We start from the raw sequence: 17328 nt of genomic DNA, 5'->3' as shown, positions 1-17328 counted from the left end.
CCACCGGCTTGGAAAGCGTTGTTCGACGCGTCCGAGAGCTCCGACCATCCCGGTCGACTGAAAAATTCGCGACATATGAGGGAAGGGAGGAGACGCCGCGTAGTCAACAAAGAGGGGCCGCGATTTGGCCGCAATGTCGCTAGGGGGAAACCATTGGCCAATAAGTTTTTCAGGAGCCGGCTCGTCGCCTCCTCTGTCCTGACCGGAATCACGATCGTGGCGACAGCGACGGCCCTGCCTGTCGCGGCGCAAAACCGTCCCTCCTCCGAGACATCGTCATCCGAACCGGCCGCAGAGCTGGAAGCTGTTGTCGTCACCGGGTCTCGCATCGCCCGACAGGACTACATCGCCAACAGCCCGATCGTGACCGTGACCCAAGAGGATTTCCAGGCGACGGGATCGGTCAACATCGAGAGCTTGATCAACGAATTGCCGCAGTTCACGGCCTTGGGCAACGCGGCCTCTAACAGCCCAAATCTGGCGGGCCAAGCCAATGTGCAACTCCGTGGTCTTGGATCGACGCGAACCCTCGTTCTTCTCGACGGGCGCCGGATAGTCCCATCCAACGCCTCGTCGGTCGTCGATCTCAACCTGTTGCCCACCCCCCTGATCGCTAGCGTCGAGACGATCACGGGCGGAGCCTCCTCGACCTACGGATCGGACGCGGTGGGCGGCGTGCTCAACTTCCTGCTCGACCGCCGCTTTGAAGGCTTCAAGCTAGACGCTCAGTACGGGGCCTCCGACCAGGGCGACGCGGAGGCGGAGGCGGTCAGCCTAACGCTCGGCGGGGACTTCGCCGAGGGACGGGGTCGCGCTGTTCTTTCGGCCAGCTATTCCAACCGGGCGTCCGTGCTCAACGCCAGTCGCTCTTTCTCGCTCATCGGCGGGTTCGCCGGCACCTCGCCGCTCGGGTCGACGGTGTTCGACGCCTCAAACTTGCCGACAGCCGCCGCCGTCAACGCCGCCGTTTCCGGCGCTGCACGGGGCGATACGTTCGGCTTCAACAACAACGGAACCTTGTTCACCTATCAGGGCGCGCGCGATTACGTGAGTCCCGGCGGTATAGACTATGAGGGGTTCCGCAAGCCGGGTCCGTTGCAGCAGACGGACTTCACCTACAGCACCGTTGATCGCAACTATCTGATTATTCCCCAGACCCGGTACAATGTGTATGCGGCCGCGAGCTACGAGCTCACCGAAGCGGTCGAGTTTTACACGGACGTCTTGTTTTCTCAGTATCAGGCCGGCAACCAGCTCGCGTCCAACCCGGGTACCGGCCCCACTACGGGCTTCCGTATCCCATCTACCAATCCGTTCATTCCTACTGAACTGCGCGGTGTCCTCAACTCGCGACCCAATCCGGCCGGGAGTTTCCGCCTCGACAAACGATTCAACGAGCTCGGTCCGCGCCGCCAGAACGAAAATTACAGCGTCTACCAGATCACCACGGGCTTACGCGGCGATCTGGTCGGTCTGCGCGACTGGACCTACGACGCCTACTTGACCTATGGCCGGGTAGACAACGACACCAATTACACTGGCTATCTCTCTCGCTCCGCCATTCAGCGGCTCCTGGAGGCGTCAGACGGCGGCGCGTCGCTCTGCACCGGCGGTTTCAACCCCTTCGGCGCCAATCCGTTGAGCGCCAGCTGTATCGCCTATGTCAGCCGGGTGCCGCGCAATAAAACTACGAACGATCAGCGTGTAGTGGAAGCCAATCTGCAGGGTGGGCTGTTCACCCTGCCCGCCGGCGAGGTGCGCGCGGCTGTCGGCGCGGCCTACCGAGAGCAGAACTACGACTTTTCGCCCGACAACCTGCTGATCAGCACCTTTACCCTTAACGGCGTCACCGGACCTGAACTGGCCGGCAACTCCGGCACGCCGCTGTCGGGATCGGATACGGTGTCGGAACTCTATGCCGAGGTACTGATCCCGCTGCTCGCCGACCTGCCGTTCATTCGCCAGCTTGAGACCAACCTCGGCTACCGTGTGTCAGACTATGACACCATCGGACAGGTCGCGTCTTACAAGGCGGACCTCAGCTGGGAGGCGATCGACGGGCTGCGGCTGCGCGGCGGTGTGCAACGCGCGGTGCGCGCGCCCTCGATCGGGGAGCTTTTCGCCGCCCAGAACCTGAGCTTCCCGTCGATCGGCGTACCCGTGTCCTCGACCGGGGTGCGGCAGTTCTCCGGCGACCCCTGCGACATCCGCGGCGCCTATCGCGCGCCCGGCGCCGCGAACGCCGGCCAGGTGCGGAGCCTCTGTCTGGCGCAGAATGTCCCGGCGCAGGTGATCGACTCCTACACCTTCTCCAACTCGCAAGTGTCGGGCGTAACCGGCGGGAATCCCGACCTGCAGGAGGAGACCGCGGACTCCTTCACGGTCGGCGCGATCTTACAGTCGCCGTTGTCTAGCGCGTGGCTTAGCGGCGTATCCGGATCCATCGACTACTATGACATCACCATCGAGCAGGTGGTCGGCACGGTCTCGACGACCGAACAGCTGCGCCGCTGCTACAATCAGGACGGCGTCTCCAACCCGACCTACGATCCGAACAACGTGTTCTGCCGCCTGTTCAGCCGGGATCCGAACTCCGGCCAGATCACCAGCACGTTCGAGACAAATGCCAACCTGGGCACGCTGAAGACCAAGGGGATCGACTTCCAGATCGACTGGCGGCTCGATCTGACCGACATAGGCGCACCAGACTGGGGCGCCCTAGCCCTCAACGTCACTGGCACCCGGCTGCTGGAATGGGAGCGGCAGGACATCCCGGGCGGCCCCTACACCGATCGCAAAGGCACCGTTTCCAACAGCTTCGGTCTAACCCTCCCGGAATGGAAGGCGCTCTCGACCCTGAACTGGACTCAGGATCCGTGGACCCTCGGTCTGCGCTGGCGTTACCAAGGCGAGGTCGAGAACTTCAACAATCGAAGCCAAGTCATCGACGCCATCCACTATTTCGATCTGAACGCTGGATTTGAGATCAACTCGACCGTCTCACTTCGCGCGGGCGTCAACAATCTGACGGACGAACAGCCGCCCGTCTATGCGCCCGCGATCGCCGCCAATACCGACCCGTCCACCTACGATCTGGTCGGACGCCGATACTACGTCGGACTGACGGCTCGCTTCTGATCCCACCGATACTCGGCGCGTCCTGCTGAAATCACGCAAAAGAAGGCCCCATCTCATGAACACTCGTCTGATGCTGACCTTGGCCACGAGCCTCAGCCTCGTCGCCGGCGGCGCGGTCGCCCACGACTTCTTTCTCATCCCCGAGCGCTTTGTCGGACCGGCCGGACAACCGCTTATCGTTCACGCGACCTCGTCGTCAGATTTTCCCGCTCTCAATGTCGGTTCGCCGCTGGCGCGGGTCGGAGAAGCACGAGCGATGGTGAACGGCAGGCCCGCCCAAGTCGCCGTGGACGCCCATCGGCAATCCCTCCGTTTAACCGTCTCCAGCGCCGACGAGGGCATGGCCGCGGTCACTCTTCAGACGGTTTGGGGCGAGTCCAACTGGCGCCCTGACCAGGTCGAGACCTACCTTGACGAGCACCCGTTCTCGGCGGAGGACATCGCGACAGTCCATCGTTTGCTTCCCGCTGGCGCGACGCTCCAGATCCGATCGCGCCGCCTAGCGAAATCTCTCGTGTGTTTCCAGACCTGCACCCCGATCCCGCAGGGCCCAACGGGTTTGGAGGTGGAGTTTCTGCCGCTGTTCGAACCGGGTCAATCGATGCCCGCCGGCTTTCAGCTGATCAGAAACGGTGAGCCGTTAGCGGCGCACCCCGTCACTATCCGTTTCGGCCCTCGCGAACGTCGCACGGTCGTCACCGACGCCGACGGCCGGTTGAAGCTTCAGGATGGCGTGAGCGGCCCCATCATGCTGGTCGCGGTAACTATTGACGCGCCGTCGCAACCCGGAGAGCGGTTTGTCACCAACAACGCGACCTTGACCTTCAACGCGCCGGTCTAGGTTGATGCCCCTGGGCGGTGGTCCTCGTCATCATCATCCGAGGCGCTACAGCCGGCTGTGACGCCCTTCTGAGACCTCCAGCCCGGCGTGCGCCAGGACTTCCGCCTCGAGGGCGATGATACGACGCATCTGGTTCTCGGCCTTCAGGGTCTGGCGCCCTACTGGTGGGAGATCGACGCCGCCTCCTTCCTGTCGACCGAGGGGAACCTGACCGCTCGTGTCGAGGCCGAATACGACCAGCGCATCACCCAGCGCTGGATCCTCCAGCCGCGCCTCGAAATCGACGCCTCCGCCAGCGACATTCCGGAACTGGAGCTCGGTTCCGGTTTGTCCTCGGTCGAAGCGGGCCTGCGTCTCCGCTATGAGTTTCGCAAGGAGCTCGCCCCCTACGTCGGCGTCGAATGGAGCCGCGCGCTCGGCGATACCGCCGACTACATCAAAGCCCGAGGCGGCGAGATAGACGACACACGCTTCGTCGACGGTCTCAACGCCTGGTTCTAACCGAAGGAGATCATTGATGATCCGCACCCTCGTCCTCACCGCAGCCCTGGCCTTCGCCGGAGCGGCCGCCGCCCAAGACCCGCACGCTGGCCATGCCATGCCGGCTCAAGCCGCCGCGCCGCAATCGGGCATCGTCACCGTCCCTGCCGATGGCGCCATGACATCCGGTTCGCCTGAACGCTTCAGCGTCACCTTCCCGCACGCGATGATTTTGAAGACCGTGACCCTCACCGCCGAAGGACGTGCCCCGGTCGTCGTCAACGCCCCTGCCGCGCCGGCCGCCGCGACCGTCAGCGTGGCCCTGCCCCGCCTCGTGGCGGGCACTTACAGGGCCGCCTGGACGGCGGAAGGCGCGGACGGGCACAAGATGTCCGGGTCCGTCAGCTTCATGGTTCACTAGGAGAACGACGATGAAACTTTCCAATCTGCTGGCCGCCGCCGGCGCTGTCCTGGCCCTGAGCGCGGGTGCGGCGCTCGCCGCCGAAGGCTGCGAGTGCTGCAAGGACATGGCGGCTAACGCCGCCATGTCCTGCTGCGACAAGATGAAACCCGAAACGCCTCCGCCCGCCGAACCGGCGGCGCCCACGCCCGCGCCCTCGGATGCTCCCGCTCCCCAGGGTCACGCCGACCATCACTGATCGGCCGATCTGAGCCGCTCCGGCAAGCGCTCCGTCGACCGGGCCTTGCCGAGAGCGTCCAGGCCTCACTCCTCGGCCATCGTCCCGCTCGGCCGCGCCGCGCCTCCTGTGACGCCGCATCCCCCCACCCGGACGAAACGGACCGTTTCGGCCCGCGTCCGGGGTTCGGCGACAAAACCCGCGTCGGCGAAGGCGAGATGCTGGGGCATGGGCTCCCGCGCGGGATCCGTGCGCCACCAGTCCTCCATCGCCGCCGCCTTGGGCAGGATGCCGCCGACGATCCGTTCGATGTCCCGGAACGTCAGGTCCACTTCTGCGCGCTTCTGGCGTCTGAGAAAGGCTGCGAGCGGCGAATATTTGGCCATCGGCGTGTCTTGCTCCCCTGCCGTTGACGGTCAAGCCCAACTGGCGCGACCGGCCTCTCCAGTCTAGGCTCGCCCGCGACGGGTTCCGGGAACGATAGGCGCCGACAGGGGACGCGCGAGCGTCGGCGGCGATTGGCGGCGAAACGCCGGGCTTCCTCACAGAAGTTCCTGGCCCGCCCCCTCCCCTCACCCCGGATCGATGAGACCCAGCCGAACGGCGGACGCCACGGCCTCGATCCGGGTCCGTACCCGGAGTTTCGAGCACACCTTCTCCAGGTACCTGCGCAATGTCAACTCGGGCCACCCCGGCTCGATCACCACCGTGCATGCGGATTCCGCCGCCCTGGCCTTCGAACAGCTCACCCTGCTGGTGCGGGAGTCCGAGGGCGGACGGGACCTGCCCCGCGAGGACATCCGCGCCCTGCTCCATCTGCTTGTCGATGTGGTCGTGCAGATGAAGAAGGTCGATGGCCGTTTCCAGATGACGGAGGTCTGGCATGACCCGGTTCGCAAGCGCCAGCCCCGCGGCTAGGGCGGCGCTGGCCGCCGCCGCGGCGCTCCTCGTCCTCGGCCTGGTCTCGATCGGCGCCATGATGGTCGCCCTGATCGGCCTGGGCCGATTCTCGGGCGATATCGACCCCGGCCGGGTCCCGGCCTGGTTTCTGTATTACCGGCACGATCCCGAGGTCCGCCGCTGGCTGGCGATCGGATCGGCGTCGAGTGGCCTCGTCTGTCTCGTCCTGTCCGCGGCCGCCCTGCTGAACCGCCGCCGGCCGCTGCACGGCGCGGCCCGCTGGGCCTCCGCCTCCGAACAGCACCGCGCCGGCCTGCGTGCGCGCCAAGGGGTCATTCTCGGTCGGGCCGGAAGTCGCCTCCTCGTCGCCGATGGTCCGGATCACGTCATCCTCTATGCGCCGACCCGCACCGGCAAGGGCGTCGGCGTCGTCATTCCGAACCTGCTGGCATGGCCGGGCTCGGTGGTTGTCCTCGACATCAAGCGCGAGAATTTTGAGGCCACGGCCGGCTATCGCGCCGAGGCCGGCCAGCGCGTCCTGCTGTTCGATCCCCTGGCGAAGGACGGGCGCACGGCCCGGTTCAATCCGCTCGGCCACATCGACCGGGACGATCCCGTCGCCGTGCTGGACGAACTGCAGCGCATGTCGGTCATGCTGTTCACCGGCAGCGATCACGCCGACCCGTTCTGGTCGGAGGCCGCCCGCACCGGCTTCATCGGCGTCGGCGCCGTCGTGGCCGAAACGCCCGACCGCCCCTTCACGCTCGGGGAGATCTATCGCCAGCTGACCCAGGGCGACCCCCGGCTCCGGTTCCCGGCGCTGATCGAGGACCGCCGGCGACAAGGCCGTCCGCTGTCGGCCGGCTATGTCTCGGCGCTCACCGATTTCTGCGCCTCGAGCGAAAATACCTTTGCTTCCGTGCGTCAGTCGATCACCAGCCGGATGGGCCTGTGGCTCAACCCCGCCGTCGACGCCGCCACCAGCGCCAGCGACTTCGATCTCAGGACGGTCCGCGAGGGCGACCTGTCGCTCTATCTCGGCGCCTCGCCGGACAATCTGCTGCGCGTCGCGCCCCTCTACGCCCTGCTGTTCCAGCAACTTGTCGATCTCAACAGCCGTGCGCTGCCTGGTCGGGCGGATCGGCCGGTCCTCGTCCTGCTCGATGAGTTCGCCCGCTTGGGACGCGCCCCGGTGCTGGCGCACGCCTTCGCCTGGGTCGCCGGCTACGGCCTGAGACTGCTGCCGGTTATCCAGAGTCCGTCGCAGCTGCGCGGCCTGTATGGCGCGGACGTCACCGAAGAGATCTTGACCAACTGCGGTATCGAGATCGTCTTCGCGCCCAAAGAGCTCAAGGTCGCCCAGGACCTCAGCGAACGGCTCGGCTATTACACCTACAGCGCCCGCAGCCGCAGCCGGCCCAGCGGTCTCGCGCAAGGCCGCCGCAGCCATACGGACTCCGACCAGCGTCGCGCGCTGATGCTGCCGCAGGAGCTGATGCAACTGCCGGGCGACGCCCTGCTGGTTCTCAAGGCAGGCCTGCCCCCCGTCCGCGGCCGCAAGATCCGCTACTACCGCGAGCGGGTCTTCACCGCCCGTCTCAGACCCGCGCCGACCGTTCCGCCCGCCGCCGGCCCGCCAATCCGGCCCCTCCTCGTCCCGCCGCTCCCGGAGACCGACACGGACATGGATTTCGACAGCCTCGCCGCCCAGCTGGCCGCCGAGGGCCTCGTCCCGCCGCCTGCCGACGCCTCGGAAGCTCAGTTCGGGGACTGGATCGACCGCATGATCGACACGGCCGTCCCGTCGCGGTCGGCCCTTGAGGAGGCGCATGACCGCTGATGGCGACCCCAAACAAGCGCCCCGCGCCGTCCAACCGCGTCGCACCTGACGGCGAAGCCGGCGCGCGCCGGGCGCGGTCCCTGGACAAGGGCGATGTCCCTCCCGCGCTGCTGGATCGCTATCTCGTCGAGCGGGACCGGCAGGGCCGCGCCGAGCGCTTCTATCGCGATCATCGCGCCAGGGAGCCGATGTTCCAGGACCGTGCGTTCTGGGCTTGGACGCACGGCATCTCGAACACGACGCCGGCGTCGCGATCCGGACCGTGGTTTACGACGAAGCCTTGGTCGACCGAATGCTCTGTCTCGGCTTGGGCGTCGTCCAGCAACAGCTAGAGGATGATCCTGACGATCAGCCGCAGCCCCTGACGGCGCCCTTCGCCGATGGTGACGAGGTAGTTTCCGGTGGGCGCGCCCTCCCCGTCCCGCTCGATCTCGACCACGGGCGGCTGCAACACCCCCTTGGCCTTGATGGAGGCCGCGAAGGCCTCGATGGTCGCCGGGCTGTGCGGCGTCTTCCTCGCATTCTTCGGCGAGGCCTTGAGCCGGTTGAGCGGCACGGTGATCTCCGAGCCGTGCTGCGGCGCGGTCGCTTCGGTCGCGGCGGTTTCGATGGATTGAGCAGTCATGTCTGCCTCCTTTGGGCATGGGTTGCAGGGACGCGAACTGCGCGCCTGAAACCCTGCCCGTCGGCGAGACCGGGGTAGCAAGGGCCAGGGCGGACCGGCCGGAGGGGGATCGCCCGGCCTGCACAAGCCGATGACGATGATGAAAATGAACAGCATGACCGCGCGGAAGGTCGGGGAGACCGGCCGGTCCGGCGGCGCAGCCGCTTCACCCTGACCCGCGCGAGGGCGGAGCCCTTAGCCTTCTGGGCGGCGTCCCGGCGTGCGCCTGTGGATGACGACGGCGGGCGCGCGAAGCCGGCTTGACCCCGCTTCGTGTTCTGCTTTTGTTCTTGCCATGCCCCTCCGCAAGACCGTCACCATCGAATGGCAGGACGCCGGCTCCAGCCGCGCCTATTTCGTGCGCCCGGGCAGCCGGTCGCGCCCGTGGATCTGGTTCCGGGACGGCGACGTGCCGGCCTTCGAGGAAACGTCCGCCCGCTTCGTGGTCGAGAAGCGCGGCGGACGCTGGGTCGCGGTCGAACGGGTGGACACCTGACCGCAGGGGTCGCCCATTGACGGCGGACGCCCGCGGGCCGATCAAGGCGGCTCGATTTCAAGGAGACCCGCGATGACCCTCAAGATCGCCGCCGCGGCGGCCGCCTTCCTCGCCCTCAGCGCCGGCGCGGTGCTCGCGGCGGAGGCCTGCGCCTGCTGCAAGGACATGGCCCCCGGCGCCGCCATGGAGTGCTGCGACGAGATGAACGCTCCGGCCCCGGCTCCGGACGCACCCGCCCCGGCTCCGGCGCCCGCTCCCGAAACGCCGCAGAGCGGCGGGCACGCAGGTCACACGCCCGGCTAAGCCGCGGCGTCATCGTCACCCAGGACCGCCATGAACCGTTCTCCGACCATCCTTGACCGCCGGTCCATCCTGAGCGGCCTGTCCCTCGCCGCCTTCGCCGCCCCGGCCCTCGCCGCGCCGCCGAAGCGGATGACCGCCTACAAGACGCCCTGGTGCGGCTGCTGCGGCGGCTGGATCGCCCACATGCGCCAGGCCGGCTGGACCGTAGAGGTCGTCGAGCGCGAAGATCTCGCGCCGACCCGGGCGCAACATGGCGTTCCGGACCGGCTGGCCTCCTGCCACACGGCGGTCGTCGGCCCCTATGCGATCGAGGGCCATGTTCCGGCCGGCGACGTCGACCGGCTGCTCAGCGAACGCCCCGCCGCCCGGGCGCTGAGCGCCCCCGGCATGCCGGCTGGCTCGCCGGGCATGGAAGCCGCCGGGCGCGAACCCTATACGACCGTCCTGATCCTCAACGATGGTTCAACCCGCGTGTTCGGCCGCCACAACGGCGCCTGACGCCCGAGGCGTCGCGGGTGCGTTCCTGTCCGCAGCCGCCAGCCTGACGCGCGACGGGTTGAGCCAGCTCTGCACCGGCCGGTGGAAGCCATAGCGGAACACCGCCGCGGCCGCGAAGGCGCCGATGAAACCGATCGACCACAGCGCCCAGCGAACCCCCGACGACAGGGCGTCCTGGCCCAGGGCGTCGAGCAGGCCGAACCAAACGATACGGGTGACCTCATTGGTCAGGAACATCGAGAACGACATCAGGGCCAGATGTTCGATCAGGCGTGACGGCCTGCGCACCGATACGGCCCCGGCGGCCCAGATGATCACGGTCATCAGGCCCAGCGACAACAGGCTGAAGGCGCCGAAGGCCTGAAGGATGACAAGCGCGATGGCGGCGCCGACCCCGATCGCGCCGGCCAGACGGGATGCGACATAGACGCGTGAACCGTAGAAGGCCGCCGCGACCCCGAGCAGGAACAGCGGCAAGGCGCGCAGGACGCCGTAGCGCATCGGCAGGCGGTAGATCGGATCGCCGAGCCACAGCGAGGCCGCGAGGTCGGCGCCGACGACCAGCAGCGTCGCGCCGATCACCACGGCGATCGGCGGCCAGCGCCACAGGGCCCGGCAGATCCAGGGCAGCAGGAGGTAGCAGGCAATCAGGGCCGAGAGCGTCCAGGTCGGGGCGTTCCACCCCTGCCCGCCCGGCACGCCCCAGGCCTGGAGCAGCAGCACCTGGGCCGGCAGCTGCGACCAGTCGAACCAGCCCGGGTTGCTGGGCGCGATCCCCGCCAGAGCCGCGCCGCCGACGAGGACGACGAGGATAAGGCTGACGACGAGGTGGGCCGGAATGACCCGCAGCAGCCGCTGGCGCGCATAGGCGCGCAGCGACGCCTGACCGGCGGCGAGCCGGTCGCCGTAGATGCGCGCCAGGACGTAACCGGAGTCGATGATGAAGAAGTCGGTGAGCAGATAGCCGCGGTCGAACACCGGATGCAGCTGGGGCAGCGGGACCGGCGAGGCCTCGCGGAAATGGTAGAGGATGATCAGCGCCCCGACGATGAAGCGGAGCGCGTCGAGCCAGCCGCCGCGGGCGATGCGCGGTGGGCGGGACTTCATCGGCGCGGCGTCGCTGCGGACCATGGGCGCAGCCTAGTCCGCAACGGGGCAAGGAATGGTTATCAGCGCGGGCCGCTCACTTCGCCACCGACCCGGGCTTTGGCCCCGGCCGTGTGATCATGGGCGTAGCCGCCGTCGTCACTCAGGCTTCTTCCCCCGCTCTCGTTTCGGCCCGGGAGTCGCGGAGGATGTCGACGCCGCCCTTCACGGCGATGCCGGCCACGATTAGGCCCACGACCAGATCCGGCCAGGACTGATCCAGCCACAGGACCAGGCCACCCGCGATCAGGATGCCGCCGTTGGAGGCGAAATCATTGAAGCTGAAGGTCTCGGCGGCCTTCATGTTCACATCCTCGCTGCGTTGGCGCCGGATCAGTTCCAGGCACACCAGGTTCACGATGGCGGCGACCACCGCCATGCCCATCATCGTCCAGCCTATGGGCTCCGTCCCCATCAGCGTTCGTCTCAGCACGTCCAGCAGGACGCCCGCAGCGAAGATCAGCAGCAGGATTCCGGAGGCCCGGGCGGCGCGGGTCTTCCAGATCAGGGCGCGGCCCACCGCCAGAAAGCTGATGAGGTAGACGGCGGAGTCAGACGCATTGTCCAGGGCATTGGCCAGCAGAGCGCTGGAATCGGCGAGCAAGCCGCCGATCCCGAGCCCTACAAACAGGGCGGCGTTGAGGATCAACACCACCAGCAGGGTGCGGCGCTGGACGCCTTCCGTCTCGTCTCGTTCGCTCATCAATCCTCGATCCCTTCCGCCTTGCGATGCTTCACCGCCTTGGCGGCGAAGGTGGGCAACACCAGCAGTGTCAACGCAGTCGCCGTCAAAAGGCCCCCGATGACCACTGTGGCCAATGGTTTCTGGACCTCGGCCCCGGCCCCGTGGGCGATGGCCATGGGAATAAAGCCCACGATGCCCACCAGGGCGGTGGTCAGAACCGCCCGCAGGCGGCTGGACGCCCCTTCGATCGCGGCCTCACGCGGCGCCAGGCCCGCCGTCAGCCGCTCGCGGATGGCCTGCATCAGCACCAGGCCATTCAGGGTCGCCACCCCCGAGACGGCGATGAAGCCGACCGCCGCCGAGACGGAGAAGGGCATGCCGCGCAAGAGCAGCGCCAGGGCCCCGCCGACCAAGGCGAGCGGGACGCAGGCGAACACCAGACCGGCTTCAGCGAATGAGCCGAGGGCCATGAAAAGCAGGACCCCGATGAGGATGAATACGATCGGAACCACGAGGCCCAGACGCTGTTCGGCGCGCTTGAGATTCTCGAACTGACCGCCCCAATCGAGCCGGACGCCCGGCGGAAGATCGATCCGCTCCACCCGCGTCTGCGCATCCGTGACGAAACCGCCGAGATCCCGGCCGCGGACGTTGGCCTGCACCACCATGCGCCGACTGCCGTTGTCGCGGCTGATCTGGTTGGGCCCCTCGGCGGTCTGGATGCGCGCCACCGAGGACAGGGGCACCACCACGCCGGTCGAGGAGACGATCGGCAGGGCGGCCAGGCTGGTTGGATCGTTGCGGGTCGCCTCGGGCAGACGGACGACAACGTCGAAGCGCCGATCCCCTTCGAAGATGCGTCCAGCCTCTGTTCCGCTGATGGCGGTGGAGACCGCCTCCGAGACGTCCGCCGCCGACAGGCCGTAGTTGGCCGCCGCGAAGCGGTCGACGCTGACCGTCAGCGTCGGCAACCCCGACGCCTGTTCCACTCGAACGTCGGCGGAACCCGGTGTTTCCTCCAATGCGCGAGCCACCTGCTCGCCGACCCTCTGCAGGGTGTCGAAGTCGTCGCCGTAGACCAGCACCGCCAAATCGGTCCGGACGCCGGAGATCAGTTCGTTGAAGCGCAGTTCGATCGGCTGGCTGAACTCGAAATTATTGCCGATCTGCTGACTAACCGCCTCCTCAATGCGCTCGATGAGCGCCTCCTTTTCGAGGCCCGGGTCTGGCCAGTCGCCTCGGTCCTTGAGGATGATCACGCTGTCGGAGATGTTACGCGGCATGGGATCGACGGCGGCCTCCGCCGTGCCGGTGCGCGAGAACACCGTCTCCACCTCGGGCTGGGCCTTGACGACCCGCTCGAGGGCCATCTGCATAGCCAGGGACTGGTCCAGCGAAGCGGACGGCACCCGCAGGGCCTGCATGGCGATGTCGCCCTCGTCGAGGGTGGGGATGAATTCCCGACCGAGGGTGGCGAAGGCCAGGCCGCCGACGACCAGGGCGCCCAGGGCCGAGACGAGCACGATCTTGGGTTTGTCCACGGCGGCGCGGATCGCCGGCTGGATCCAGCGCCGGGCGAAGCGCAGGACGCGGGTTTCATGTTCCTGCACCTGGCCGTCAGCGTCGAGCTGGGCGCTCTTGGGGTCGCGCACCAGCAGCGCGGTCATGGCCGGGACGAAGGTGAAGGAGAAGATGAAGGCGCCGACCAGGGCGAGCATGACGGTCGCCCCCATGGGAATGAAGGTCTTACCCTCCACGCCCTCGAGCATCAGCAGGGGGGTGAAGACCAGCAGAATGATCAGCTGGCCGAAGGCGGCCGGCTTCACCATCTGCCGGGCCGCGGCCATGGCGACGTCCAGCCGTTCGTGACGGCTGAGCATGCGGCCCAATTCCGCGCGCCGCCGGGTCATCATCAGCAGGGTGTTCTCCACCACCACCACCGCCCCGTCGACCATCAGGCCGAAGTCGAGGGCGCCGAGGCTCATCAGGTTTCCGCTGATGCCGAAGCGGTTCATGCCGATGACGGCGAACAGGAAGCTGATCGGGATCATCAGGGCGGTGATGCTCGCCGCCCGCAGGTTCCCCAGCAGCAGGAACAGCACGACGATGACGAGCAGGGCGCCTTCGGTCAGATTGCGCGCCACCGTGCCGATGGTGGAGTTCACCAGGGCGCTTCGGTCGAGCACGGTCACCGCCTCGATCCCGGGGGGCAGGGTCTCGCGCACCTCCTCGAGGCGCTCTCCGGCGGCCTGGGCCACGGTGCGGCTGTTGCCGCCGGCGATCATCAAGGCCGTGCCGAGCACCGACTCGTGGCCATCGCGGCTCGCGCCGCCCAGCCGCGGAGCTTGCCCGACCTCGACCGTCGCCACATCGGCGACGCGCACCACCAGGCCGCCCCGGTTGACGACCGGGGCCTGGGCAAGATCCTCGACGGTGGAGGCCAGGGCGTCGGTCCGGACGGTCAGCGCCTCGCCGCCGCGCTGGACGTAGCCGGCTCCGGCCTGGGTGTTGGCCCGCTCCAGGGCCGTGACGAGGTCGCCCAGCCCCAGCCCATACGCTGACAGGCGGGCGGCGTCGGGGCGGACGGCGTATTCCTTCACATAGCCGCCGATGGTGTCGACGCCGGCGAGCCCGGGCGTCGTCCGCATCTGCGGCGCGACGATCCAGTCCTGAACAGTGCGCAGGTAGGTGGCGCGCGCCTCGGGCGTGGTCAACCGCTCCCCCTCGGGGTCAGGTAGACGCCGCCTGGCTGCCAGCCGGGTTGTCCCGGCCGGGCGAGGTTGCGGCTGTTGAACGGCAGATAGTCCACGGTCCACATCAGGACCTCGCCGAGGCCGGTGGTGATCGGCGCCAATGCCGGCTCCACGCCCTCGGGCATGCTTTCGCGCGCCTGGGCGAGGCGTTCGGCCACCTGCTGGCGCGCGAAATAGATGTCCGTCTGGTCGGTGAAGATGACCGTGATCTGGCTGAAGCCGTTGCGGCTCAACGAGCGAGTGCTGGTCAGTCCGGGAATGCCGGCCATGGCCGTCTCGAGCGGATAGGTGACCTGCCGCTCGATCTGTTCCGGCGCGAGCGCCGGGGCGACGGTGGTGATCTGGACCTGCCGGTTGGTGATGTCCGGAACGGCGTCGATCGGCAGCTTGGTCAGTTCGAACAGACCGAGCGCGGCGACCAGCGCGGTCGCCAACACAACGAACCAGCGGAAGCGCACCGAGGCTTCAATGATGGATTTGAACATGCCGCGCCTCAGTCGTCATCGCCGGCCTCGCCCTTGGCGAGTTCGGCTTTCAAGAGAAAGGCGTTGGCGGCGGCGATGCGTTCACCCTCGTCGAGGCCGCGCAGGATCTCCGTGCGCCCTCCCGCCTGACGACCGGCCAGCACCGGGACGGCCCGGAAGCCGCCCTGGACCTGAACGAACACGACCGTCGCGCCTTCGATGGTCTGCACGGCTTCGCTGGGGACCGTCAGGCCGCCGGGGACGGCATCGCCCGTAACGATGGCGCCGGTGACGGCGGATCCCGTCGGCGGCAGCGACACGCCCGACGGCCGGGCGCGAATGATCGTCGCGCCGCTCTCGGCGCCGGCGCCGGGCGCCACGCCGGTGACGACGGCTTCGAATTCCCCGTTGGGCCCGGTCGCCCTCAGGCGCGATCCGGCGCGGACCTGGGCGGCCAGAGCCGGCGGCGCGTTGAAGACCAGTTCAATCCGCGCGGGGTTGGTGACCTCGGCGACGACGCCGCCCTGGGGGACAAAGCCTCCGGGGCCGACCTGCACCGAGGTGACGACGCCCGAAATCGGGCTGGTCACGCTCAGCCGTCCCGAAGCGTTTGGCGATCCGGCCGCCGAAGCCCTGGCGCGGGCGGCGCGCGCCGACGCCTCGGCGCTGAGCGACTGGGCTCGGGAGGTCTCCACCTCCTGCCGGGCCACCACGCCCTGGTCGGCCAGGTTGCGATCGCGGTGATAGGCCTGGCGCGCGGCTTCGGCCTGCGCCACCGCCGCGTCGGCGTCGGCGCGGAAGGTCGCGGCGTCGCCGCTGACCAATGTGGCGAGGGCCTGACCGGCGCGCACGGACTGCCCCGGCGCGACGAGCACGCGCTCGACCCGGCCGCCGACCGAGGCGGCCACGGCGGCGCGCGCATCGACCATGGGCTCGACGCGTCCAGACAAACGGGTTTCGGATCCGCCGCCGCCGCCGACGGCGACGATGGCGATGCCGGCGGCGCGGATCTGCTCGGGCGTGAGCGCCACGACACCTTCGGGGGCTTCGACGCCCTCCCCTTCCGCGTGGCCCTCTTCCTCGGCATGACCGGCCTCGCCCTCGGCGGCCGGCCGCGCGTCGGAGCGATTGAGAGCCAGGAACAGCCCGCCGCCTCCGAGCAGGACGACGGCGGCGACGCCGCCAATGAGCAGCGTTTTGTTGGATTGCGGCTTGCGCATTATTGGACCCCTCCGAAGGGTGCGCGCGCTTGCAGGCGCGCGAGATCGATTTCGGCGCGGACGCGCGCCAGGCGGGCGTCGACGGCGGCGTTGCGGGCGGTGATGAGGGCGGCGCGGGTTCCGCGCAGCTCCAGTTGCGAGATGCGGCCGGCCTCGAAGCCGATCCGGGACAGGCGATAGGCTTCCTCGGATGAGGTCACGCCGGCGTCGGCGGCCGCGACGCGGCTCACCGAGGCGTTCAGCCGGGCGACCGCGGCCTGACCGTCGGCCTCGGCCTCCTGGCGCGCGCCGGCCAGGCGGGCGTCCGCGGCGCGGAACTCGGCCTGGGCCGCGTCGATATTGCCGCGGTTCCGGTCGAACAGGGGCAGCGGCATGCTGATGCCGAAGGTCAGCGCTGTCGCATCCTCGGCTTCGTAACGCCGAACGCCGACGCTGGCGCTAACGTCGGGCCGCGCGCGCACCCGCTCGACGGCGATCCGCCGTTCGGCCGCTTCGCGTTCGGCCTCGGCGACGCGAACGGCCGGCGCCCCGGGAGCGGCTTCGATGGCCGTCCGGGTCGGCGCGTCGTCCAGCAGGCTGTCGACGATCGAGGTGACCGGCGCGGGCAGCATCGCGACAGCCGTCAGGCGGGCGAACGCCGCGTCCCGCTCGGCCTGCGCCTCGTCACGGGTCGCGCGGGCCGCCGCCGCCTCGCTCTCGGCCTGGATGCCGCGCAGCATGGGCTCGCGTCCCTCCTCCACGAGCACCAGGGCGGCGCGGGCGTCCGCGATGGTCAGGCTGAGCGCCTCCTCGGCCAGGGCGAAGCGCCGCTCGGCGGCTTCCGCTTCGGCGTAGGCGAGTGCGAGCCGTCCGGCGGCGTCGACGACCGCCTGATCGCGACGCAGCGAAGCCGTTCCGGCCTCCGCCCGCGCCACCTCGACCCGGGCGCCGCGCCGGCCCCACAGTTCGAGGTCCTGGGTGAGCGAGAGCGTGGTCTCGGCGTTGTCGTAGCCGGAAAAGGGACCGCTGCCGAAGGCGTTCTCCGCCTCGAGGGCGGCGGTCGGGTTGGGTCGCACGCGCGCCTGGCGCACCCGGGCCTCGGCCGCTTCGAGCAAGGCGTCGGCCTCGGCCGCGGAGGGGCTGGCCCCGATGCGCTCAAGCAGGGTCCGGAAGGATGGCGCGGGATCGGCCCAGGCCGGGCCGGTCAAGGCGGTCGTCAGGGCGACCACAGCGCAGCCGACCGCGAAAGGCGGCAAGCGGCGAATAGGGGATGGCATGTCTCA

17 protein-coding genes and 1 pseudogene are annotated in these 17328 nt (G+C 68.6%); 11 read left to right on the top strand and 7 right to left on the bottom strand.

Going from position 1 to position 17328, the window contains the following annotated elements; genetic code table 11:
- Positions 1–153: 153 nt before the first annotated feature.
- The 5 genes from A4249_RS03220 (at position 154) to A4249_RS03200 (ending at position 5118) form a co-directional block, all read left to right on the top strand.
- The gene (locus A4249_RS03220; RefSeq protein ID WP_066551013.1) at positions 154–3138 is read left to right on the top strand and encodes a TonB-dependent receptor domain-containing protein; all 2985 of its coding nucleotides are present in this window, start codon (positions 154–156) and stop codon (positions 3136–3138) included.
- A 55-nt stretch (positions 3139–3193) separates the two neighbouring features.
- Complete coding sequence (locus A4249_RS03215; protein ID WP_082854036.1) at positions 3194–3979, top strand: DUF4198 domain-containing protein; 786 nt, start codon at positions 3194–3196, stop codon at positions 3977–3979.
- Positions 3980–4066: 87 nt separating this feature from the next.
- Positions 4067–4480, top strand: a complete 414-nt coding sequence (locus tag A4249_RS03210) for a copper resistance protein B (protein WP_231868760.1) — start codon at positions 4067–4069, stop codon at positions 4478–4480.
- Positions 4481–4496: 16 nt separating this feature from the next.
- Positions 4497–4880, top strand: a complete 384-nt coding sequence (locus A4249_RS03205) for a copper resistance CopC family protein (RefSeq protein WP_066551011.1) — start codon at positions 4497–4499, stop codon at positions 4878–4880.
- Between the two features lie 10 nt (positions 4881–4890).
- The gene (locus A4249_RS03200) at positions 4891–5118 is read left to right on the top strand and encodes an ammonium transporter family protein (RefSeq protein WP_066551009.1); all 228 of its coding nucleotides are present in this window, start codon (positions 4891–4893) and stop codon (positions 5116–5118) included.
- 65 nt (positions 5119–5183) lie between these two features.
- Here the strand turns inward: A4249_RS03200 and A4249_RS03195 are convergent, their stop codons facing one another.
- A complete protein-coding gene (locus A4249_RS03195) occupies positions 5184–5483 on the bottom strand; it encodes a DUF7662 domain-containing protein (RefSeq protein ID WP_066551007.1) in 300 nt (99 codons plus the stop codon).
- Positions 5484–5682: 199 nt separating this feature from the next.
- Between A4249_RS03195 and A4249_RS03190 the strand changes: the two genes are divergently transcribed.
- The 3 genes from A4249_RS03190 to A4249_RS03180 are packed head-to-tail and all read left to right on the top strand — an operon-like array spanning position 5683 to position 8169.
- A complete protein-coding gene (locus A4249_RS03190; RefSeq protein WP_066551006.1) occupies positions 5683–6015 on the top strand; it encodes an ATPase, T2SS/T4P/T4SS family in 333 nt (110 codons plus the stop codon).
- The gene (locus tag A4249_RS03185) at positions 5981–7837 is read left to right on the top strand and encodes a type IV secretory system conjugative DNA transfer family protein (protein ID WP_066551004.1); all 1857 of its coding nucleotides are present in this window, start codon (positions 5981–5983) and stop codon (positions 7835–7837) included. Before A4249_RS03190 ends, A4249_RS03185 begins: the two co-directional genes overlap by 35 nt.
- Positions 7837–8169 (top strand): hypothetical protein, encoded by a 333-nt coding sequence (locus A4249_RS03180; RefSeq protein ID WP_066551002.1) that lies wholly within the window; start codon positions 7837–7839, stop codon positions 8167–8169. The genes A4249_RS03185 and A4249_RS03180 overlap by 1 nt, the downstream gene beginning before the upstream one ends.
- Here the strand turns inward: A4249_RS03180 and A4249_RS03175 are convergent.
- The gene (locus A4249_RS03175; protein WP_066550999.1) at positions 8166–8462 is read right to left on the bottom strand and encodes a ParB N-terminal domain-containing protein; all 297 of its coding nucleotides are present in this window, start codon (positions 8460–8462) and stop codon (positions 8166–8168) included. The genes A4249_RS03180 and A4249_RS03175 overlap by 4 nt on opposite strands.
- Before the next feature lie 334 nt (positions 8463–8796).
- Here A4249_RS03175 and A4249_RS03170 point away from each other — a divergent pair, with 334 nt between their 5' ends.
- The 3 genes from A4249_RS03170 to A4249_RS03160 all read left to right on the top strand — a co-directional run bounded on the left by A4249_RS03170 (position 8797) and on the right by A4249_RS03160 (position 9798).
- Positions 8797–8997 (top strand): hypothetical protein, encoded by a 201-nt coding sequence (locus A4249_RS03170; RefSeq protein ID WP_066550996.1) that lies wholly within the window; start codon positions 8797–8799, stop codon positions 8995–8997.
- A 72-nt stretch (positions 8998–9069) separates the two neighbouring features.
- Positions 9070–9300, top strand: coding sequence for a hypothetical protein (locus A4249_RS03165; protein WP_054765671.1), 231 nt, complete (start codon positions 9070–9072; stop codon positions 9298–9300).
- Between the two features lie 30 nt (positions 9301–9330).
- On the top strand, positions 9331–9798 hold the full coding sequence (locus tag A4249_RS03160) for a DUF411 domain-containing protein (RefSeq protein ID WP_066550992.1): 468 nt from the start codon (positions 9331–9333) through the stop codon (positions 9796–9798).
- Here the strand turns inward: A4249_RS03160 and A4249_RS03155 are convergent.
- The 5 genes and pseudogenes from A4249_RS03155 to A4249_RS03135 all read right to left on the bottom strand — a co-directional run bounded on the left by A4249_RS03155 (position 9763) and on the right by A4249_RS03135 (position 17322).
- Positions 9763–10929 carry an acyltransferase family protein gene (locus tag A4249_RS03155; protein WP_066550990.1) on the bottom strand — a complete coding sequence of 389 codons (1167 nt, stop codon included), beginning with the start codon at positions 10927–10929 and terminating at the stop codon, positions 9763–9765. The two genes, A4249_RS03160 and A4249_RS03155, sit on opposite strands and share 36 nt — an antisense overlap.
- Positions 10930–11047: 118 nt before the next feature.
- Positions 11048–11647, bottom strand: coding sequence for a cation transporter (locus A4249_RS03150; RefSeq protein ID WP_054765668.1), 600 nt, complete (start codon positions 11645–11647; stop codon positions 11048–11050).
- Positions 11647–14867 (bottom strand): annotated as a pseudogene (locus tag A4249_RS03145) (efflux RND transporter permease subunit). Before A4249_RS03145 ends, A4249_RS03150 begins: the two are co-directional and overlap by 1 nt.
- Positions 14868–14875: 8 nt before the next feature.
- Positions 14876–16066: an efflux RND transporter periplasmic adaptor subunit gene (locus A4249_RS03140; RefSeq protein WP_066550987.1), complete on the bottom strand. Its 1191-nt coding sequence runs from the start codon at positions 16064–16066 to the stop codon at positions 14876–14878.
- Entirely contained in the window at positions 16066–17322 is a 1257-nt protein-coding gene (locus tag A4249_RS03135; protein WP_054765665.1) for a TolC family protein, read from the bottom strand. The genes A4249_RS03140 and A4249_RS03135 overlap by 1 nt, the downstream gene beginning before the upstream one ends.
- Between the last annotated feature and the right edge of the window lie 6 nt (positions 17323–17328).

The organism is Brevundimonas sp. GW460-12-10-14-LB2 (assembly GCF_001636925.1).
Classification (GTDB): Bacteria; Pseudomonadota; Alphaproteobacteria; order Caulobacterales; family Caulobacteraceae; genus Brevundimonas; species Brevundimonas vesicularis.
This window is presented reverse-complemented; position numbering and strand designations above follow the sequence as displayed.